Origin of the sequence: Timaviella obliquedivisa GSE-PSE-MK23-08B, assembly GCA_019358855.1 — a bacterium.
Lineage (GTDB): Bacteria > Cyanobacteriota > Cyanobacteriia > Elainellales > Elainellaceae > Timaviella > Timaviella obliquedivisa.
In genome coordinates, this window is the sequence record JAHHII010000001.1 from 265,761 (window position 1) to 286,244 (window position 20,484).

General features: G+C 47.5%; 23 protein-coding genes. 7 read left to right on the forward strand and 16 right to left on the reverse strand.

The window, feature by feature from the left end; all coding sequences use genetic code 11:
- Window positions 1-52 precede the first annotated feature (52 nt).
- Entirely contained in the window at window positions 53-886 is an 834-nt protein-coding gene (locus tag KME11_01255; protein ID MBW4513835.1) for a class I SAM-dependent methyltransferase, read from the forward strand.
- Between the two features lie 22 nt (window positions 887-908).
- Here the strand turns inward: KME11_01255 and KME11_01260 are convergent, their stop codons facing one another.
- The 3 genes from KME11_01260 to KME11_01270 form a co-directional block, all read right to left on the reverse strand.
- Window positions 909-1,343, reverse strand: coding sequence for a DUF29 domain-containing protein (locus KME11_01260; GenBank protein ID MBW4513836.1), 435 nt, complete (start codon window positions 1,341-1,343; stop codon window positions 909-911).
- Between the two features lie 247 nt (window positions 1,344-1,590).
- The gene (locus tag KME11_01265; protein MBW4513837.1) at window positions 1,591-1,857 is read right to left on the reverse strand and encodes a type II toxin-antitoxin system RelE/ParE family toxin; all 267 of its coding nucleotides are present in this window, start codon (window positions 1,855-1,857) and stop codon (window positions 1,591-1,593) included.
- Window positions 1,844-2,035: a hypothetical protein gene (locus KME11_01270; GenBank protein ID MBW4513838.1), complete on the reverse strand. Its 192-nt coding sequence runs from the start codon at window positions 2,033-2,035 to the stop codon at window positions 1,844-1,846. Before KME11_01270 ends, KME11_01265 begins: the two co-directional genes overlap by 14 nt.
- 47 nt (window positions 2,036-2,082) lie before the next feature.
- On the opposite strand from KME11_01270, the gene KME11_01275 reads away from it, so the two are divergent.
- Window positions 2,083-2,745 carry a hypothetical protein gene (locus KME11_01275; GenBank protein MBW4513839.1) on the forward strand — a complete coding sequence of 221 codons (663 nt, stop codon included), beginning with the start codon at window positions 2,083-2,085 and terminating at the stop codon, window positions 2,743-2,745.
- A gap of 170 nt (window positions 2,746-2,915) precedes the next feature.
- On the opposite strand, the gene KME11_01280 is transcribed toward KME11_01275, so the two are convergent.
- The 4 genes from KME11_01280 to KME11_01295 all read right to left on the reverse strand — a co-directional run bounded on the left by KME11_01280 (window position 2,916) and on the right by KME11_01295 (window position 7,078).
- Window positions 2,916-4,586, reverse strand: coding sequence for an NAD(P)H-quinone oxidoreductase subunit 4 (locus KME11_01280; GenBank protein ID MBW4513840.1), 1,671 nt, complete (start codon window positions 4,584-4,586; stop codon window positions 2,916-2,918).
- A gap of 161 nt (window positions 4,587-4,747) precedes the next feature.
- On the reverse strand, window positions 4,748-5,308 hold the full coding sequence (locus tag KME11_01285) for a hypothetical protein (GenBank protein ID MBW4513841.1): 561 nt from the start codon (window positions 5,306-5,308) through the stop codon (window positions 4,748-4,750).
- A gap of 91 nt (window positions 5,309-5,399) precedes the next feature.
- Window positions 5,400-6,038 carry a peroxiredoxin gene (locus tag KME11_01290; protein MBW4513842.1) on the reverse strand — a complete coding sequence of 213 codons (639 nt, stop codon included), beginning with the start codon at window positions 6,036-6,038 and terminating at the stop codon, window positions 5,400-5,402.
- A gap of 107 nt (window positions 6,039-6,145) precedes the next feature.
- Window positions 6,146-7,078, reverse strand: coding sequence for a DMT family transporter (locus KME11_01295; protein ID MBW4513843.1), 933 nt, complete (start codon window positions 7,076-7,078; stop codon window positions 6,146-6,148).
- A gap of 165 nt (window positions 7,079-7,243) precedes the next feature.
- Here KME11_01295 and KME11_01300 point away from each other — a divergent pair, with 165 nt between their 5' ends.
- From KME11_01300 to KME11_01315, 4 genes are all read left to right on the forward strand, one after another.
- The gene (locus KME11_01300) at window positions 7,244-7,540 is read left to right on the forward strand and encodes a hypothetical protein (protein MBW4513844.1); all 297 of its coding nucleotides are present in this window, start codon (window positions 7,244-7,246) and stop codon (window positions 7,538-7,540) included.
- A 2-nt stretch (window positions 7,541-7,542) separates the two neighbouring features.
- A complete protein-coding gene (locus tag KME11_01305; GenBank protein ID MBW4513845.1) occupies window positions 7,543-7,902 on the forward strand; it encodes a cupin domain-containing protein in 360 nt (119 codons plus the stop codon).
- A gap of 467 nt (window positions 7,903-8,369) precedes the next feature.
- On the forward strand, window positions 8,370-9,920 hold the full coding sequence (locus KME11_01310; GenBank protein ID MBW4513846.1) for an ammonium transporter: 1,551 nt from the start codon (window positions 8,370-8,372) through the stop codon (window positions 9,918-9,920).
- Window positions 9,921-10,096: 176 nt separating this feature from the next.
- Window positions 10,097-11,008 (forward strand): lysophospholipase, encoded by a 912-nt coding sequence (locus KME11_01315; GenBank protein MBW4513847.1) that lies wholly within the window; start codon window positions 10,097-10,099, stop codon window positions 11,006-11,008.
- Window positions 11,009-11,207: 199 nt separating this feature from the next.
- Here the strand turns inward: KME11_01315 and KME11_01320 are convergent, their stop codons facing one another.
- The 5 genes from KME11_01320 to KME11_01340 all read right to left on the reverse strand — a co-directional run bounded on the left by KME11_01320 (window position 11,208) and on the right by KME11_01340 (window position 15,711).
- The gene (locus KME11_01320; GenBank protein MBW4513848.1) at window positions 11,208-12,173 is read right to left on the reverse strand and encodes a M48 family metallopeptidase; all 966 of its coding nucleotides are present in this window, start codon (window positions 12,171-12,173) and stop codon (window positions 11,208-11,210) included.
- A gap of 52 nt (window positions 12,174-12,225) precedes the next feature.
- Window positions 12,226-12,897: a hypothetical protein gene (locus tag KME11_01325; GenBank protein MBW4513849.1), complete on the reverse strand. Its 672-nt coding sequence runs from the start codon at window positions 12,895-12,897 to the stop codon at window positions 12,226-12,228.
- 198 nt (window positions 12,898-13,095) lie between these two features.
- On the reverse strand, window positions 13,096-13,473 hold the full coding sequence (locus KME11_01330; GenBank protein ID MBW4513850.1) for a histidine kinase: 378 nt from the start codon (window positions 13,471-13,473) through the stop codon (window positions 13,096-13,098).
- A gap of 30 nt (window positions 13,474-13,503) precedes the next feature.
- Window positions 13,504-14,295, reverse strand: coding sequence for a nickel pincer cofactor biosynthesis protein LarB (gene larB / locus KME11_01335; protein MBW4513851.1), 792 nt, complete (start codon window positions 14,293-14,295; stop codon window positions 13,504-13,506).
- A gap of 201 nt (window positions 14,296-14,496) precedes the next feature.
- Window positions 14,497-15,711, reverse strand: a complete 1,215-nt coding sequence (locus KME11_01340; protein ID MBW4513852.1) for a tyrosine--tRNA ligase — start codon at window positions 15,709-15,711, stop codon at window positions 14,497-14,499.
- Window positions 15,712-16,004: 293 nt separating this feature from the next.
- On the opposite strand from KME11_01340, the gene KME11_01345 reads away from it, so the two are divergent.
- Window positions 16,005-17,807 (forward strand): penicillin-binding protein 1A, encoded by a 1,803-nt coding sequence (locus tag KME11_01345; GenBank protein ID MBW4513853.1) that lies wholly within the window; start codon window positions 16,005-16,007, stop codon window positions 17,805-17,807.
- 20 nt (window positions 17,808-17,827) lie between these two features.
- Here KME11_01345 and KME11_01350 read toward each other — a convergent pair whose 3' ends face one another.
- The 4 genes from KME11_01350 to KME11_01365 all read right to left on the reverse strand — a co-directional run bounded on the left by KME11_01350 (window position 17,828) and on the right by KME11_01365 (window position 20,460).
- On the reverse strand, window positions 17,828-18,151 hold the full coding sequence (locus KME11_01350) for a DUF1825 family protein (GenBank protein ID MBW4513854.1): 324 nt from the start codon (window positions 18,149-18,151) through the stop codon (window positions 17,828-17,830).
- Window positions 18,152-18,463: 312 nt separating this feature from the next.
- On the reverse strand, window positions 18,464-19,438 hold the full coding sequence (locus tag KME11_01355; protein MBW4513855.1) for an S-layer homology domain-containing protein: 975 nt from the start codon (window positions 19,436-19,438) through the stop codon (window positions 18,464-18,466).
- A 212-nt stretch (window positions 19,439-19,650) separates the two neighbouring features.
- The gene (locus KME11_01360) at window positions 19,651-19,794 is read right to left on the reverse strand and encodes a hypothetical protein (protein MBW4513856.1); all 144 of its coding nucleotides are present in this window, start codon (window positions 19,792-19,794) and stop codon (window positions 19,651-19,653) included.
- A gap of 102 nt (window positions 19,795-19,896) precedes the next feature.
- Window positions 19,897-20,460: a Uma2 family endonuclease gene (locus KME11_01365; protein MBW4513857.1), complete on the reverse strand. Its 564-nt coding sequence runs from the start codon at window positions 20,458-20,460 to the stop codon at window positions 19,897-19,899.
- Window positions 20,461-20,484: the final 24 nt, after the last annotated feature.

A 20,484-nucleotide genomic window follows, 5' to 3' on the forward strand; every position in this document is an offset into this window, starting at 1 on the left:
ATGGCTTAGAACTTCTTAGATTTCCCGAATGCCCAGGTCAAAACAACTCACGATCTCCAAAGCAACCCGCTACCAAAATGCAGCATTGACTTACTATTTAGGTCTAACCGATTCGCCTTACCTGCACTACGGATACTGGGAACCCATCCCTGCGGCTGAAGACTTGACGATCGCCAAACTCGGTGTTGCGCAGGCAGCGTATTCGGCAAAGCTCTTAGGGTTCATGCCCAAAGGCATTAAAACCGTATTGGATGTGGGCTGCGGCATTGGCGGAAATGCGGCGTACTTGTTAGAGCGCGGCTTTGATGTGGAGGGACTTGCTCCTGACCCTTTTCAGCAAGAGCGGTTTCTCAAGCTCACACAGAATCGGGCAATTTTCCATCTCAGCCAATTTGAAACGTTCACACCGACCCATCCCTATGACCTAGTGTTATTAAGCGAGAGCAGTCAATACATGGCGGCGATCGATATTGCTCAATGCGCTGCCGCTGCTTTAAATCCCGGCGGCTACCTGCTCCTTGCCGATATGATGCGCTCCGATGCTCACTACACTGAAGGCATTTTCTCTAACTGTCATGTTGTGATGGATCTGCACGCGGCACTAGAGCAGGCTGGATTTAGGTTGGTGAAAAGTGAAGATATTTCTGCCCAGGCTGCACCTACGATTGAGTTATATATTGATGTGTTCCGACGGTTTGGACTCAGCACCATTCGTTACTTGGCAGACTTAGTGGCGATCGCCGTTCCACCCTTACACACGCTTTTACGATGGGCATATCGTCGTTGGGCAAAAAAGCTGGTGGTGGAAGGATTAGAAGCAGGTAAAATTTTTGAGAAGCATCTCTGTTATCAAATCCAGCTTTGGCAGTTAGTAAAGTCAGATTAATGGGGGCTTACACTTTGAGCTTTCAGATTGGCAAATGGAGCAGTTGCTGAACCGTATAAGGACATTTGGCTGGAAATATGTCTAGGGGCTTTTGCGTTTCCTTTGCTGCATCCCGGCGAGCGCGGCGGTAATATTTTTCTACCCACTCTGGGTTTTGAAGAAAACGCTGCAAGCTAGGAGTATCTTCTAAGCAATCCTGGATCTTGTCTCGACAGTTAGAAAGGGTATCGTTCCAACTTTTGGTTCTCCGCTCAGGCTGATACTGGCACTTAAGCAAATACATCATAAGAATCTGCAAGTAGCTACCCAGTTCCTTTTGCTCGCTGCGACCCAATGTTTCTAGTTCCTCAACCAAATTTTCAATGTCTAAGCTTGCCCACTGCCCTTTCCGCAAGCACTCAGCTTGTTGTTGAGTCCATTGCATGAAGTCTTGATCATAGAGTGTTGCTTTACTCATTTAGATGTCGCTCTGAAATTCAGAAAGAGTCACGTTCAGCGTAGAGTGCGCTTCAGTGGAAGTGTTAGCAACAGCGTAACGCATCACTCAACCAGATCAATAGCGATCGCATTACTTGTTCTTTATCTTCTATTTATGATGACTATTCAGTGGCTAGGCGATCGCTACCTAAACATCTTCAAGTGTAAATCTTGAGGTTGGTTTCCTGTGGATTGATGAGTTACAGTTAGAGGCTAATTCGATACGATTATAGATCACGGTAGACTTCGCGCCGATGACGGACATAATGAATCAAAACTTGTTTGAGGTGGGTGTCTACCTCGTAAATAATGCGGTAATCCCCAACACGGATTCGATAAAGTCTTTCGGTGCCGACAAGTTTGAGCGCCTGGGGTGGTGATGGTGCAGCTTTTAAGCTTTCTATACGAACCAGAATGCGATCGCAATTTTCTGCGGATAACTTCCGTAAGTCCTTTTCTACCGATGGCTGAAAGATGACCTCATACAGATCCATGATGACTCAACCGTTGTCTCATCTCTTCTAAGCTAATGGACTGTTCTTGTCGTCGTTCTGCAACGATCGCTAAATCATGAAGATCTTCTAGTAGTTTCTCATATTGCTCAATCGTTAAGATCACGGCGGTTTTATTACCGTTGGCATCAGTAATGTACTGTTCCTGTGCTGTACTCATGGTAGTTTCTCTAAAGGATGGTTGGCTATTCTACGGCAAAGCGATCAATGAAACTTTTAACAATAGATGAATTTAACCAAGCAGTAGGGGGGTGTGTTAGCCAAGTTTTTTTTAAGAAAGATCCTTGGTATTCATCATTTCAACCTCGAATAGCAGTCAGAAGAATAATTTACCCTATCAATGCTGTAATTGAGGGAGTTACCCTCAATGCTATTTGTGAAGCTGCTGAATCTGTTGGTGACGAGGGGTGCTACGTTGCAGATTTAAAATATAACAGGGAGCTATCGGACTATGTAGAGTATGCCCCTGTCTACTTGGACATTGCTGAGTTTCGAGAAGGATATGTTTTTGACTATGGAACCTTCATGATTTGCTCACCCTCTAGCTCTTGGGGAGTTCTGGGATCAGTTGAACATCATGCGTTAATTGGCGGCACCCACAACTTTATGGAAGTTTTTGAGCATGATTCACCAGATCTTGAAACTCAACTCAATGAATTTTTGAGATATCACAAGACCTACGCAACTCCTAGTGCTCTTGTAAATTTCTTGCCTGTGCTAAAAGACTTATTGTCGCATCTATACTCTACTGAAAGAGCAAAGCAGTTGATTAAAAAAGCAGGTTTCTTGAATATGCTGAATGATGTCTTAATGCATCTATATTCTGCTGAGAAAGTTGAACAGTGGATTAAAAAAGAAGACTTGATCTAAAATCATGCGTTACGTTGTTGCCAACATATCCACAAGATTGGCGATCGCCCCATCTGCTGCCACAAGTTGCTAGATTTTGACGAATCTTAGCTTGCTTCTTTTACAAAAGCTATTACTAAGTACAAAAAAGCCCTCCGAGTGGAGGGCTTTTAGAGAGGGCTGAGAAGAATCTATTTAACTATTCCTAAAATAACTTCCGGCTCTCTAATTCTTGGGAAAGCAAACCCTTTAGCATAAAGCTGGGGATTGGCTTGAGAAACTTGATGGTACGACTCCCGCACATGGGTATTTACGGCAACCGTTGTTGCATCATACATCTGAGTCATCAGCTTAGGATAAAACCCGATGCCAATAATCAGTGACAGGAAGCAAGCCGCAATGAACACTTCTCTGGGGCTGGCATCACTGAAGATTGCATCGGCAGGCAGAACGCAATCGGTACCAAAGCAAGACGCTTCTTGATCTCCATCACTGGTCATGACAGCACCAATGTCGCACATATTGCCCTGCCCATAGAAAACTTGGCGCAGCATTGAGAGCAAGTAAATAGGGGTAAGAATCACGCCAACAGCAGAGAGGACGACTGTAACAATGCGAAAGACAAAACTGTAGGTATCGCTGGTGGTAATTCCCACAAAGACGGCAATTTCACTGGCAAAACCGCTCATCCCAGGTAACGCTAACGATGCCATGGAGCTAATGGTAAAGAGCGCGAATACCTTAGGCATTGCTTGACCAATGCCGCCCATCTCATCCATTGCCATCGTGTGAGTGCGATCGTAGGTCACGCCTGCCAGGAAAAATAGCACTGCCGCAATTAAGCCGTGGGAGATCATTTGCAACAGTGCACCGCTGATGCCAACATCTGTGAAGGAAGCAATACCTAGCAGCACAAAGCCCATGTGCGACACCGACGAATACGCCAAACGCCGCTTCATGTTGGTTTGGGCAAAGGAGTTAAACGCTCCGTAAATGATGTTGATGACACCTAGAATAGCTAAGACGGGCGCGAAGTAAACGTGGGCATTGGGCAGTACTTCCAAATTGAGGCGAATTAAGCCGTATCCTCCCATCTTCAGCAATACGCCTGCCAGAATCATAGATACGGGTGCAGAGGCTTCGCCATGGGCATCGGGTAGCCAGGTGTGCAGAGGAAAGATGGCTAACTTAACGCCAAAGGCAATCAGCAACCCAGCGTAAACCAGTAGCTCCATGAGCAGCGGGTATTGTTTCTGCGCTAGCTCGGCGATATCAAAGGTAGGATTACCGCCGTAAAGACCCAGTGCTAAGCCCGCGACCAAAATAAAGATGGAGGAGGCTGCGGTGTATAGCAAAAACTTAGTGGCTGCATAGCGTCGCTTTTGTCCACCCCAAATACAAACGAGGAGATAGACAGGAATTAGCTCGACTTCCCACATGATGAAAAAGAGCAGAATATCTTGAGCGATGAACACGCCAATTTGGGCGGCGTACAACATCAGCATGAGGAAGTAGAAGAGGCGAGGACGGCGATCGACGCGCCAGGCGGCAAACATTGCCAGTGTAGTCACCAAACTGGCTAGCAGCACCAGAGGGGCAGACAGACCATCGACTGAAACTGACCAATTCAGACCAATTTGGGGTATCCAAGCGTACTTTTCCACAAGCTGAAACGTCGAACTGCTTGCGTCGTAATGATTCCAGAAGGTGTAGCATATCAAGAAAAAATCTGCGAGACCTACACCCATGGCATACCACCGAATCAGCTTGCCTTGTTTGTCAGGCAGCACGGGGATAAGCAAGGAAGCAACGAGGGGGAGCAGGACGATCGCGGTAAGCCAAGGAAATTGATCCGCTGTCATGGCAGTAGGAATTAATACTTATTAATGTGCTGCCCATATATTACTAGACTTTGTAACGATTTGTTATCAGTCTTTTCCCTGTACATTTAGCGTCACAGAGGTATCCATCTTCAAAGCTTAGTCTGAAGAGTTAACGGATAAATTGTTCAATTCAGTAAAAACTACCCTTCTTGCCACAGCCGCTCTAGTTGATAACGCCAAGCTTTCAGAACCTCGCCTCGCTCTTGTGAGCCTTGTTCCATGCCGCCTAACACGCCCTCTTGGTAAAGGCGATCGAGCATTTGTAGGGTAGCTTCTAGCGATTGTCCTTGCAGCTTTGCGACGCTAATGATCTGGCGTACCTGAGTTTCTGCCAATTGGCTAAAGCTCTCTGACAAACCTCGTTGAGGAAGAGCCACAAGCTGAGCGATCGCAGACTGAAAATCTGTGCTAGTTAGGCTTTCTAAGCTGTGCTGGAACACACCCCAGAGAATTTCTTGAAAGATGGCGTAGCGGGTTTCTTGGGTTTCATCAAAGTTGGCTGCCATCAGCTGGGGCAGAAATGGCTCAGCTTCTTGAGCAGATGTAATAGTAATGAGCGATCGCAGCCATTTTTGGTCTTCAGACAACAGCACCAGCAACCGCAGACTGTCTGCTTCAACCTGCCAGGAATCAGGTTCTTTCGCCTGGACAGTATCGCCAAAGATCTGAGCCAGCGTAGTAGTGATTTCTGAAGGAGTCATAGCCTAAAAAAATGGGACAGGGGAACTAAGAGCAGCTTAGCTGATCTTCAATTCCCCTGTCCCTATGTTTCTAATACTTATTCCCTAGTGCTTATTTGTCGGGTTGAGGAGTCATCCGCAAGTAGGGCTTAACTTGGGTGTAGCCCTTAGGAAACTTCTCTGCCAGTTCAGCAGGATCAGTAATAGAGGGAACAATGACGCAGTCGCCGCCATCAGTCCAGTTTGCTGGGGTGGCAACGCTGTAATGGTCGGTGAGTTGCAACGAGTCAACGACTCGCAGAATTTCGTCAAAGTTGCGTCCGGTGCTAGCAGGATACGTTAGGGTGAGGCGCAGCTTTTTGTTGGGATCGATGATAAACACCGATCGCACCGTCAACGTATTATTCGCGTTGGGGTGAATCATGTCGTACAGGTCAGAAACCTTGCGATCGGGGTCTGCCAAGATGGGGTAGTTTAACGCCGAGCCTTGGGTTTCTTCAATATCACCTACCCAGCCCATATGGGAATCAACATCGTCTACGCTAAGGGCGATCGCCTTAACGTTGCGCTTATCAAACTCGGGCTTAAGTTTTGCGACAGTTCCCAGTTCGGTGGTGCAAACAGGGGTAAAGTCTTTAGGGTGAGAGAATAGGATTACCCAGCTATCACCCGCCCACTCGTGAAAGCTAATCGAGCCTGTAGTTGAATCTTGAACAAAATCGGGAACGGTATCACCAAGTCTTAGTGCCATAACTAAATGTCCTGCTCTATTACATGTTTTTCGAGTCTAACGCTCTATCATCTCATTAACTCCGGTATTCCGAGCGGAGTTTAGAGGTTTCTTAACGATCTTATCTTCTATTGAGACGATCTGCGACCCATCGCAATACCCAAAGAGCCAACAACGACAAAGAAAGCCCCTGTAACTGCTAAGAAAGTAATGGGTTCTGAAGGAATCAGGGTAGGAAACAGCCACGAAACTAAAAAGACTGCACTCAGGGTCACGATCGGGGTCGTCGAAAGAACGGCACTGACTTTAGAAGCCTCCCAATGATCTAGGGCTTCGGCGAAAGCGCCGTAGGCAACAAAGGTATTGAGCGCACTAAACAACAGCATTCCCCATTGTAAAGGCGTGAGGGTTTGAAGACTTGCAGGCGAAGTGAAAGGGGCAAACAGCAGAGCGCCGCCACCATAGATAACTAGCATGATGATTGACGATGGAACTTGCTGCAACAATTGCTTTTGCGCCAGAGCATAGATCGCCCAGACGGCTGCGGCAATGACAATGTAAACACTGCCCCACAAAAATTGGGTGGGCGCAGTAGCCAGATGCTGTAACTGTTCGTTGAAGAAGAGCAGCATTCCTAAAAGCAAAGTGCCTAGCGCTCCCCATTGTTGGAGGGTGTAGCGTTCTTTGAAGATAATCAAGCCGCCAATGCCCATCATCACAGGGGCAAGTTGAATAATGACTTGGGCGTTGCTAGGAGAAGTGTCTTGAAGTCCTTTGAGATAAAAAAGATAGTTGGCAGCCAGAAAGAGAGTGGCGATCGCCAGTAAATCCAACCGAGTTTTTCCTAACTTGCGCCGTCCTGTGCTCAACTCTCCTTTAACTCCAAGATAGATTGCCAACAACCAAAACGAAACCAAGAACCGAAACCACGTCACCGTATAAACATCAACCGCCTGCAAAACAACTTTGAGAGCGATCGGCAGAACGCCCCATAAGCTTACTGTAACTAGCGCCAGAGACAAACCTAAACGCCATCGACCGGAACTCTGGTGCAGTCGCATTCATAACCTCAAGACAACGGGGTAGAAAACACCAATCAACCCTAAGACTAACGAATGATTTCGAGATATTAAGCATTCCTCTAAAATCTAAACAAGCAATCTTAAGCAGTGCAGACTGTACTACTGTAATTAATATCCCCGCCTAGGCGTTGCAGAAATCTCTATATGGCTCTATTCTTTTTCTTGCTTTCTAGTTTGATCCAGGTCATTCAGCCGTTTTTAACTCCCCTTTGTTTTGTGGTGGCTTGGGGAATTATTTTAATTACGGGTTGGAGCATTCTTGCAGGGTTACGAGATGGAGTAAAGCAGCTTAGACAATTGCATCAAATTCCTTGTGCAAATTGTCAATTTTTCACTAATAGTTACTATCTGAAGTGTCCTGTGCATCCATCAATGGCGCTGTCGGAAGAGGCGATCGGGTGTCGAGATTATCAGGCAGGCGATCGAGTTGGAAATCATTAACAATGCTGATTCAAAAGTTAAATAATTGCCCAGAGTTTGTTGCTGGAGATGGCACTTTGCTACGAGAATTGCTGCATCCTGACAAACAGGCGATCGCCTCACGCTACAGTTTGGCTCATGCGATCGTGCCTCCTGGTAAAGTCTCCATTCTCCATGCCCTGGCAACCACCGAGGTCTATTATATTCTGAGCGGCATTGGTGAAATGCACATTAACGACGAAACCCAGACCGTTGAGCCAGGTGACGCAGTCTATATTCCCGCCAATGCTAAACAGTTTATTCAGAACAGTGGAGCCGAGCCGCTAGTGTTTATCTGCATCGTTGACCCTGCTTGGCAAAAGGCAGATGAAACAATTTACTGAGTTCAAGCTCCGTTCAATCTTGTAGAGGGTAGATTCCCCGCCCCTTGGGGCGTAAGTGCCTAATTAAAAAAGGGCTGTTTGATAGCCCGTCCGCTTGCGGCAGGGTCGTTCTTTAGCACTTAAATCAGAGATGATTGCTCTACTCTGCAATAAGTCTCTGTAACTCTCTTTAGAATGCAGACAACTATTGAATGCTCCACTCTGTATTTTTCAATACAGAATTGCCTTACTAGAAATTGATGAAATAGGAACACTGAAAAAGGTTCTCCTCAGAAAACTTCACTAATGTTCTTACTGAATTTTCTCGCGGAACCGTTTTTGACATTCGTAACTGAGTCACTACAAGCTAGTCAGGAAATTTGTTTTAGCTCAGAGCGATACCACTCATGTCCAAGGAATTTGCATTCATTATGTCTAAATTAGCTTATCGAAAAAGGAAGCCTAGAGGTTGGCGAACGATCGCCCGAATGCCTATCAGCGCTGGTTTTAACGACTTGCTGAATAGTTTAAAAGATGTGGGTAAGCTTTCTCCAAGTTGGCAAGCCTGTATCCCACTAGCAGCGCTGCTAGTAGGCATATCTGCCTTCTCAGTTTCTGCCCAAACCGCGCCAACTCTTGCCGAAGTGAGTCAAGCAACTCAGGAACTGAAGGTGGGCATCGATACCATGTGGGTCATGGTGGCAGGGATGCTGGTCTTCTTCATGAATGCTGGGTTCTGCATGTTAGAAACAGGCTTTTGCCGCCAGAAAAATGCAGTCAACGTTCTCTCTAAAAACCTGATCGTATTTGCCCTTTCTACAATTGCTTTCTGGATATTAGGCTTCGGTTTGATGTTTGGAAATGGCAATGGGTTTATGGGGAGTGAAGGACTATTTCTTCTCTCTGGTGCTGACAATAGTCCTGCCATGGGAGACGCTTACCAAGGTGCCTATTCCTCCCTCAGTTGGACAGGCGTACCTTTACTGGCAAAGTTTTTCTTTCAACTAGTGTTTGCCGGAACGGCTGCAACCATCGTGTCAGGTGCAGTAGCAGAGCGCATCAAGTTCTTTGATTTTCTCATTTTCAGTGTGCTGCTAGTGGGTGTGGCTTACCCAATTACGGGACACTGGATTTGGGGTGGCGGCTGGTTGGCGGGCGCAGGCTTTTTCGACTTTGCAGGTTCTACTGTAGTTCACTCAGTAGGCGGTTGGGCAGCACTCATGGGTGCAGCATTTTTGGGATCTCGGATTGGTCGGTACAATTCGGATGGTTCCTCGACTGCAATGCCGGGTCACAACATGAGCATTGCAACGTTGGGTGCTTTAATTCTCTGGCTAGGCTGGTTTGGGTTTAATCCTGGCTCAACGATGGCTGTCGGCAACGGTTCGTTAATTGCCCACATTGCAATTACGACTAATACGGCGGGTGCTTTCGGCGCTGTTGCTGCGACTATTACTGCTTGGCTGGTGCTGGGCAAGCCTGACTTATCCATGATCATTAATGGTCTGTTAGCAGGTCTGGTTGCTGTAACGGCATCTTGTGCTTTTGTAGGCATCATTCCTGCTGCCATCATTGGCATCGTAGGTGGTGTTTTAGTTGTCTTCGCAGTTGTTTTCTTCGACAATATCAAGATTGACGATCCAGTGGGCGCAGTTTCGGTTCACTTGATTAATGGCATCTGGGGAACTTTGGCTGTAGGGCTGTTTGCTGTTGGACCTAGTGATGCTGCAGGCGCATTGTATAGCGCTGGCCCTGCGGCAGGTTTATTTATGGGCGGTGGTATTGCTCAACTGTGGGTTCAGTTTTTGGGCGTGATTACAGTGGGTGGCGTGACAGTGCTGTTGTCTTCTATTTTCTGGCTAGCTCTGAAAGCAACGCTGGGGATTCGAGTTAGCGAAGAAGAAGAGACTGTGGGTCTGGACATTAGCGAACATGGCATGGAGGCTTATAGCGGCTTCATTAAGGATACGAGTGGTATGAGTGGAACTCGATCTGCGTTGTATCCTAGTGGTTCGCAAGAGTCGCCCAGTAACCTTTAGGGGGCGATCGCCAGGTTTATTCACTATCTAGTCTGATTTACATAAGCTACAGAGCTAGTGAAATTCACTGGCTCTGTTTTTTGGATTTGAACAGATTTTTTCTTTTTCTTTGGCTTTGATCTGATTCTAGCGGGGTAGCTTAGCTTAGTATGTGATTTATTTCCTTGGGCTGAGCCGTGGTAGATAACAGGCAATGGGGACGAGTAGAAGACTGCACAGAAGACAGATTTCTCATTAAGAGGTTTTTTAACCGTCAGTTTCGAGAGATGGCGATCGCCTATAAGTTTTCGCCCTTCTTTCTGCGAATGCACTTATTGCCAACCTGGGTCTTTTGGTCGTTAGCGGCTAATGGAGCGTTAGTCTTAGTCGTCGGGATATTTCTGTGGCGGCAGATGGGCTTACCGGCTCCGGCTCGTCTGTCGAACCCCGCAGAAGCCGTAGCGATGCCGATTGATGCATCACATAGCTATCAGCAGTCGTTAGGACAGCTAAAGGATGATGCTCAGCTTGTTACTGTTCTCAAACCCAAGCATTTAGCAATTTTGGCTGGAGATTCTCTTAGCCTAAGGTTTCCATCAGGAAAATTGTCAGAATATCGAGTGTTAAACCAGGGAATTTCGGGCGAGACTACAGCAGGATTATTGAAACGGTTAAATGTATTTGACCAAACTCAGCCTGACGTAATTTTTGTCATGATTGGAATTAATGACTTACTGCGAGGCAAGTCAGATGATGAGATTTTAAGTGACCAGCAGCGGGTGATGGAGAACCTTAAAGCCGCTCATCCTGATACAAGGATTGTCATGCAATCGATATTGCCCCATGCCGTTGAACAGGTAACTTGGGAAGGGCACGATCGCCTCCTTGCGATTCCAAACCGACGCATCAGGGCGCTCAATGAAGAAATAGAGGCGATCGCTCAGGCTGAATCTGTTGACTTCTTTAATCTTTATCCGCTCTTTGCAGACTCTCAGGGTAACCTGCGCCGCGAACTCAGTTCAGACGGGTTGCACTTAAGCCTTCAAGGATATGAAGTGTGGGGAATTGCCTTGCAGGTTTACGGAGAAGAAATTTTGAAGCAGAAATAGTTGGGCGATCGGTTAGTCGAGCGGTTAAAAAGCTGATCCTCTAAGAGGATGTCTGAGAAGTATCAAGGATTCTTACACTCGCCCCCCAACCCCCCATTTTGGGGGACTTCCGAGCCACTCCTTCTTCAAAGTCCCCCAAAATGGGGGATTTAGGGGGCGGATTGGATAGCAACCTAGACTTCTCAGACAACCTCTAAAACTAGAGACTGCCTTTGCGGGCGCGATCGATCTCTCGCTGTAATTCCTCTACCTCGCGTTGGAGCCTTGCCACTTCAGCTACATCAGACGATACCGCCACATCCACTGCGCCTTCGCCTGTCCGTCGATAGTTGCCCTGGCGAATTTGCTGATACTCCTCAGAAACCGACCATTCTTGCAAATACTGCACCCGCTCTAGGGCAAAAGGATGGGTCAGAAAAACGCCTTGGGGCAGGTTATTGTACAGCAAAAATTTGTAGACCTGGTTAAAGCCGTCTTGATTTAGCCCTTCGTAGCGCTTGGCTTGGGCAATAAATTCGGGCAGGCTGATTTCGTTGGCATAGCGAGAACTGCCTCCAGCTAGGCGCATCATGCTGTAGAGAACAGGGTTGGGGTCGTCTAAAACTAAAAGAGCAGCGCGATCGGCAGAGAGTTCAGCTTTACGCAGCCATTCGTAAAAGGACATCATTAACCCCGTGCTAACCAGGGTGCTTAAGCCAAAGGTCATATCGGTTAGCCCGGCAGCCAGATTAATTGCCCAGGTTGCCATTTGATTCAGAGTCGTGTGTCCGCATTTAATGTGTCCTAACTCATGGGCGATCGTCGCCCTCAGTTCCGCCTCACTCATTAAATCTAGCAGTGCTGTATTTAGCACCACAGAAGGCTTCTCTTGCCCCAGCGCATAAGCATTAACCGATGGAGATTGAGACACAAAAATAGCAGGTTCTGGCGACACATCTAAATCGCGGGCGCATTCTCTAAACGCATGGTAAACCGAAGAATACTGCCGAGGTCCAACCTCAATGCTATTCCCCATTAAAAACAAATGTCGAGGTCGTTCATATGTGAACTCTACAAACTTGCGGGCAATCAGATCAAAGCCCGGAACACTTCTCAATGCTTGTTCTGCTTGAGCGTCGAGGGGGTGGCGAAAGGCTTCGCTAGAGATCCCAGTGTAGGTTGGCATGGAAATAATATTAGAAGAGAGTTCAAGGGGCACTTTCTGCCCCTATTGCATTCTAACGAGTAGAGCTATTCTGTAGGGCAAAGTCTGACTGTAGAGTCAAATCTAAGTCTTCCTGCGGGTTGATCACAATTACTTCAACCTCTTCCCGATCGCGAATTAGAACAGAAGCAAGTGCGCCTAAACCTGCTCCACCCAAAACTTCTAGGATATCAATGCTACCTAAAATTTCTGACAAAACAGCCGCTGCCGCTGCCCCGATCGCAGCCCCTTGCAAAATTTTGGGGTCGCTGCGTTTGTTAATAGTCTCTCGGCGGGTAATTACGTTAGAGGTGGCATCAATAGAAGTCCTGCTGCTGCGCCCATCAATAACCAGGCTCTGAGCAACGAACTGCGTGCCATCGCCAGTAGGTTCAAGTTCGCCCTCAATCACGCTGCCCTCAGGGATTAAAACCGTGCCGCCGCTAGTTGTGATGTCTTGGGCAACTTCTAGCTCAATCGGTGCGGTTTCACCTGGAGTCACAATGATCCTTTCTTTGTCAAAAGTGACAGGAATTTCAGTGCCTGAAGGAATCGTGTTTCTCCAGCTATCGGGGAAGCGCTGCGCCACTTGCATAGGAGCAGCCGTTGCAGGCTTAATAAAAGCTAAAGGGATGGCGATCGTTGAAAGAGTACTCATCGCCAAAGTCAGAGCAGTACCCGATTTCCAGCGGTTGCGAAGTAGCATAGGGTGATTTCCTCCAGAGTGAAATTTTAAAGACATTCCTTGATACATCCATTACTGTTCTTGACCTGAACTAGAAGGGAATGTTCCCAAATTTTTCTAAACTCTCCGGACGAAGTACTGTAGGTTGTGTTTTAGTAACAGGGATTATCTAAGTTGGAGACTCTTTAAATTGAGTCTAGTCAACTTAGCAGGTTTAATCTAGTTGGCTACCCATTCACGACAGCCTGCCAAGCCAAGGCTTGGGTTTTGCAAATAGAGGTTATCTGGCACCCAAATTTTGACTTTACGGTCTGCACCAACTTGGTATAAATAGGCGGCATCAGGGCGATAGTAGTTGACCCCCACCCGTAGGTTGGAATAGTCATCTTCACAAATTTCAAACCCAAACCGTACAATAATTTGCGCCACCAAGCACTCCGGAGTATCGGCAAACTCGCCAGAGGTTTCTCGCTCTTGCCAAAATTTGTCCAGGAAGGGCATCAAGATCGGCAGCATTCGGTTAGGTGAGCCATTGCGACTGGCGTAAATAATGGCAAGATTGCCCTCAACGAGGATGTGGCAGGACTTGCTGGGCATCAGGTTTTCTCCTTAGGCGTAAATTTAATTCTATGCCTCCTTCTGCATTCTTTCTCCTACTTTGCCAGCTGTTCTTAAGATTTGTCCGGCTAACATTGCTGCACCAAAACCGTTGTCAATGTTGACGACCCCAATTCCTACGGCACAGGAATTTAGCATAGTTAGTAGAGCAGAAAGCCCATTAAAGCTAGCTCCATAGCCAATGCTGGTAGGCACGGCAATGACAGGGCAGCCAGCTAGCCCGGCAACGACGCTAGGCAATGCCCCTTCCATTCCGGCGATGACAATTAACACATCGGCATCATAGATCAGGTGACGATTTTGCAAGAGGCGGTGAATGCCCGCTACGCCTACATCCCAGAGGCGCTTGACCTGGAAGCCGCAGAGTTCGGCTGTAATGGCGGCTTCTTCGGCAACGGGTAGGTCGGCGGTGCCTGCCGAGAGCAGAGTAATGGTGCCAGGATAACGGGCGGTGAGTGTCGGTGGAGCGATCGCGGCAATTCTGGCAGTGGCAAAGTATTGCAACTCGGGTATTTTTTTTTGAAGCTGCGTGGCGACTTCTGCCCCAATTCGGGTTGCCATGACGACCGGGTTATGAAGCCGCAGCGCGCCCATGATCTGGATAATTTGATCGGGGGTTTTGTCTTGTCCCCAAATCACTTCGGGGAAGCCTGTGCGGAGCGATCGGTGGTGGTCAATATTGGCGAAGTCAGAAACAGGCTCAAAGTCAAAGTGGCGGAGCTTTTCGAGAGCGGCATCGGGGCTGAGGCTGCCTTGGGCAACAGCATCAAGTAGGTTACGGATGGCTTCAGGTTGGGTCACGGCTGGTGTATGAATTCCGTACTAGAACACTTCAATTATGTTGCTTTAATAAAATTCAGTCTCTCCTCGTTGTACTTACGTAAGTAGAGGAGATATGGTGTATTGAAGCTAACACAGACGAGTTGGCTGACATAGGAAGTTAATCAGGATCTAGAGCGTAAGAGATTGCGCTCTTTTTTCCCTTCAAGCACTGGTTTTCCTCTAAAGCACCAGTCGCACAAATTTGTTCTTGCCTACTTGCAGAACTTTTCCCTGTAGCTCTGCCGCACTTTCAAAGACGAGGTTAAGGTCTTCAATGCGATCGCCATCCAGCCGCACCGCGCCACCCTGGATTTGTCGGCGCGCGTCCGAACTACCGCTGCACAAGCCACTGGCACTCAGAATATAGAATAGCTTTGCGGGGAACTGGATTGCTTCCAGGGAAAACTCTGGCACCGCATCGGCTTGTTTGGCGTTGCCTTGAACCAGGGTAATTGCAGCTTTTTGGGCTTCCAACGCCGCTGCTTCGCCATGATATTGAGTGACTACCGTTAGGGCAAGGAGTTTCTGGCGATCGCGCGGATTCTCTGGCAGTTCAGCCAGTGGCAGGTTAGTCAATAGCTCAAAATACTGAGTAATTTGGCTATCCGCCGTCTTTTCCAGCTTAGAGTACATACTGAGGGCATCTTCCTGTAGTCCTACAAAATTTCCGAGAGACTTAGACATTTTCTGCACCCCGTCTGTACCAATTAAAATTGGCATCAACAAGCCAAACTGCGGACGCTGACCAAAATGGCGCTGCAAGTCTCGTCCTACTGCCAAATTAAACTTTTGATCAGTTCCACCCAACTCCACATCTGCCTCTAGCGCTACTGAATCGTAGCCCTGCATCAGCGGGTACAGGAACTCATGGAGGTAAATAGGATTCTCTTTCTTGTAGCGTTCGGAAAATCCTTCTTTTGCCAGCATTTGCCCTACGGTCATCGTTGCTAAAAGCTCTTGGATCTTCCCCAAGTCGAGCTTAAACAGCCACTCGGAGTTATAGCGAATCTCCAGCCGTCCGAGCGTGTCGAAGTCTAGGATGGGGCGCACCTGATCAATATAGGTTTGGGCGTTCTGAAGAACTTCTGCCTCAGTCAACTGTTTGCGCACTTCCGACTTGCCCGTGGGGTCGCCAATGCGAGCCGTAAAGTCACCAATCAGCAAAATGGCAGTATGTCCGGCATCTTGAAACGCCCGTAGTTTACGAATGACGATGCTGTGTCCCAAATGAATATCTGAGCCAGTCGGGTCAATGCCAAACTTAATGCGGAGAGGGCGATTGCTTTTCTCTAGCCTTGCCTCCAAGTTCTCGTCGGGGTCAGTCGAGGTGGGCTGATTGGGAAAGATTTCATGGGTGCCCCGATGCAGCCAGGGAAAAGATTGAGATAGATTCATAGAAGACTATTTAACCGCGATCGCTGACCAATATCAAAATAAAACTACAATTAAACCTCACTATCTGGGCAGGGTAAACCCTTCAAGACTTTTCACAGCATTTGCCAAACTAGACACTATAATCACAAGCATTCAAGGAAAAAACCATAGCTGTGTCATCCAATACTGCTGAACCTAACCGCGCTTCTCAGAAACCTCCTAGTAAGGCAAGGCTTACTAAGCCCCTTTCGCCTACGCGTGAGTACCTCCAAGGGGTCGCGCAGGTGACAGCCGGAACGCTGCTAGGGCTGACCATGCTGGCAAGCTCGATCGCGGCAGGAGGCTTGGTGGGCTTGGCGATTAGCTTTCGCAATTTGCCCGATGTGCGGGTGCTGCGGAACTATATTCCTTCAGAAACTAGCTACGTTTATGACATCAACGGCACCCTGTTGACCAGTATGCATGATGAAGCCAACCGAGAAGTGGTTGACCTTAACGATATTACGCCGAATTTAAAACGAGCCACATTGGCGATCGAAGATAGCTATTTTTTCTCTCATCAGGGCGTTAACCCAATGGGGATTGCACGAGCCAGTCTTGCCAACTATCAAACAGGGAGAACAGTCCAAGGTGGCTCGACAGTCACCATGCAGTTAGTCAAAAATCTGTTCTTAAACCCAGAGCAATCAATCAAGCGAAAGGTTGCTGAAGCTGTTTTGTCCCTGCGGTTAGAGCAAGTGTTTACGAAGGATCAAATCCTGCAGATGTACCTCAATCAGGTGTATTGGGGACATAATACCTACGGTGCTCAGACTGCCGCCAGGAGCTACTTTAATAAGTCAGCAGCAGACCTGACCTTGGGGGAATCGGCAATGATGGCAGGCATTATTGCTGCCCCCGAAACCTTTAGCCCTTTTGTCGATTATCAGTTGGCAAGGAAACGGCAGGCGATCGTTTTAAACAGAATGCGAGAGCTAAATTGGATTACTGCTGCTGAGGAAAAAACCGCCCGTCTTCAAGAAATTAAGTTAGGACAAATTACCTCTTTCCGGCAAAGCCAGTCGCCCTACCTCACAGATGCCGTTGTCCAAGAACTGAAAAACCGCTTTGGCAAAGATGCCGTTATTAAAGGCGGAATGCGAATCCAGACGACTGTTGATCTCAACTTTCAGCGCATGGCAGAAGAGAGCGTGCGAGAAAGCTTTTATCGCATTCAGTCCGGTGGCGTTTATGCCGACCAAATGGCACTGGCTGCCGTTGATCCCCGCACTCATTTTGTGAAGGCAATGGTTGGCGGCGTTGACTATAAGCAAAGCCAATACAACCGGGCGACCCAAGCCCAACGGCAGCCCGGTTCGGCGTTCAAGCCCTTTGTTTATTACACGGCTTTTGCTAGTGGTCGGTGGGCACCCGACTCTACCATTTCTGACTCGCCCGTCAGCTATCCCGACGGCGACGCTTACTACAGTCCACGAAACTACGACGGTGGCTTTTCAGGGCCCATTTCAATTCGGACTGCCCTTGCCCTTTCTCGCAACGTTCCTGCCATACGTTTAGGGCAAGATGTCGGTCTTAATCGTGTCATTGAAATATGTCGAACGCTAGGCATTAAGAGTCCAATGGAGCCTGTAATCTCTCTGCCTCTTGGCTCGGTCGATCTAACCCCGATGGAGATGGCTGCGGCGTATGCTACTTTTGCTAGTGGCGGCTGGCAGTCACCAACTACCACGATCGCCCAAGTCACCGACAGTAAGGGCAACCTCCTTCTCGACAATACACCTAAGCCCCAACTTGTCCTTGACCCGTGGGCAAGCGCTGCCCTAACTGAGACACTGGAAAGCGTTATCACAAATGGCACGGGTAGAGGCGCACAAATTGGTCGTCCTGCTGCAGGTAAAACTGGAACCACATCATCAGAGCGAGATATTTGGTTTACAGGCTATGTACCGCAGCTTTCAGTGGCGATTTGGGTAGGAAATGATAACTATGCCCCCATTGGACAAGGGGCAACAGGCGGCGTATTTATGGCTCCCGCTTGGAGAGACTTTATGGTGAGAGCATTAGAAAATACGCCTGTCGAAGACTTTGCGCCTTCGTCGAACTTTACACGACCTTAAGCTTGATCAAAGCTACTGCACTAGGTTTGGCGTTCTAGCTCGGCTTTCATTCGCTCTAGCGTATAGTTCATCTGGTCGAACATTTGCTGGGGCGTGATGCCGAATTGATTAAGCTGTGTTTTCATTTGCTCGACGGTCATCTGTGCCATGAAATCTTCAGATAGCTCGAAGCGTTTCATGAAAATACGGTAACGATCCATCATCGCTTCCATTTGTTCGATGAACATCTTTTTCCCTTCGCGATCGAACTTGCCATAGTCAGAACCGAGTTGGGTAAGGGATTGATAATCCTCGAACAATTTTTTGGCTTCTTGTTGAACAATATCAGAATCAAAGAATCCCATTGCTGCCTGTGGTTGGTGTTTTTCTAGGTGCATGATTTATGGCTAGTAAACCATGAAATCTGAAACCTATTAGTTTTAATTTTAGTGCAGCTTTTGATTGGCTTAGAGGCGGTTTCCTCTACAAGAATGGAGTGGTCAAGAGGATAGCGATTACATTGATGTTGGTTGCTTCATTCATCTATGCTGCCTTCATAAAATATAGATGGAAGGCAATTCTACGGGGACACTATCACATTAGCTACAACTGATCGATCGCCTATAGATTGCTCGTTTGGCGATCGATCAGTTAACAATTGCACTTTAACCCCATAGTTAACGCGGATTAATAACATAAGCAGTCGCTGGATTATTAGCCAGCGGCGTTATTCTGCCTTTGGTTACTAGCGCCTGATGAACCCATGCCGCAACCTCTCCACGGGTCGCAGGTTGATTAGGGTTGAGCACTTTAGGATCTGGGTAATTAACTACAATGCCAGCTTGCGTTGCAGCTGCAATATCACCTACAACCTCCTGTGGAATCTGGTCAGCGTCTACATAGTACTCACTTACAGAAGGAGACTGTTTCGTAGGCTGCTGAGTTTGGGCAGGAGAATTTTCGACAGGCTGAGCGATCGCCTGGGATGAGTCAGGGGCGGGGCTGGCTTGTGCTGGACGATTGACAAGCGGTTGCATTAGCATAGTCATAGCTATGGGATACATTAATGCTCTTCGTTTTGGCGCTTGAGGACGAGCAGCTTGATTACTGACTGGGCTAGGCATAGCTTGATCAGGGGAACTTAGGACAGCAGCAACGGGTTGAACATCCGGGGTCGAAGCTTGTAAATCTAAGTTTTGCGCTAGAGATGAGATTGCGCTGGCTTTTGTGACAGGCTGCTGAGGGCGAAAAGAACCATCAGGATAACCTTGAACAAAGCCCATCTCGTATGCTTCTTCGATCGCCGGAGCCGCCCAATACCCTTCTGGAACGTCTTTATAAACGCTGCCATCAGCTAGTTGTTGTTCGTCTTCTCGGTCAAATGCATCTCGAATAATAGCAGCAAACTCGTCGCGACCCATGGGTTGGTTAGGGCGAAAAGTCCCATCGGGATAGCCTGAAACGATGTTTTGTTCGGCTAATGGTTGAATAAAGGGCTGTGCCCAGTAGCCTTGGGTATCTGAGAAGCGCAGGGTAGTGGGAGCAGCAACTGAAGTGGAAATAGGTAACGTCAAGGCTGCGATCGCGCCTACGGTGATGCTAGTAGTTGTTACCAATCCAAGAGTAATAGATCTTTGAGAAAGATAAATCATAATTTCTCCTGTAAGTTTGATGTAGATGATTTTAGAGTCAACTACGATTTCAAACTAGATTAATCGTTTTAAGCTCTCACTTTCCTCCATCACCTGACAGAGAAAAGAATCAGTAAAGATTTAAATAGAGCTAGTGGATTTCCGCGATCGAGGTGATCTCAACCTGAAATGTCATACTTCTGCTGCATTGACTAAATGAAATCACCCATGGGTCACGTTTGTCCTGCATTGACTTGATCAAAACCTTGTTGGATACCAGCGATCGTTTCCAACTGATCGAGCAGTTGGCGCAACTTTACAGCATCAAGTTTAGTTGGATCGAGAAAAGTCACAAAAACTTGAGTCGAGTTGCCCACATCTTGAGTTAACTTGGCGATCTGAACCTAACCATATTGATCGTTGTCAATGTAATTATTGTTCTAATTCTACTTAGTTCCCACCGTATGAGCTATCCTGTGCTATTCCGTTAACCAAGCAAAGAGTTGTCCTACTGTAAGTAAGAAGGATTCGGCAAATGGAGGGACGGGAATGCGATCGCCCATTCCCTCATATACTGCAACATGCTGATCTGAGAAATAAATAAACACCAGCTTTTCTTCAGGGTCAATTAGCCAGCTCATTTGAGTGCTATGGGCAAGGCAGTAAAGAATATTCCGAACCACCTTAGTTTGGCGCGGGTCAGGAGAGAGAATCTCAATTATCCAGTCAGGAGCGATCGCAAAAACATTAGCAAATTCGCCTTTTTTATCACACGGAATGCGCTCCCAGGTGAACACCGTCACATCAGGAACAACCGAGCGATCGCCAAAGGTACAGCGCAATTCAGGATAGGCACGGGCAATTCGATTTGGTCTAAGCGCCAGGTTAATGGTTGGAACAATCTCACCTTGAACCGTGCTGTGTTTTCCTTGAGGCATAGGTTTTTGAATCATTCGAGCCTCAACAAATTCGCTAGCGGGTTTAGTTTCCGGTAGCTTCAAGAACTCTTTGAGGGTTAAAAACTTTGCTGGGGTTTGAACCATGATCTGGGTCAAGTGGAGTGATGC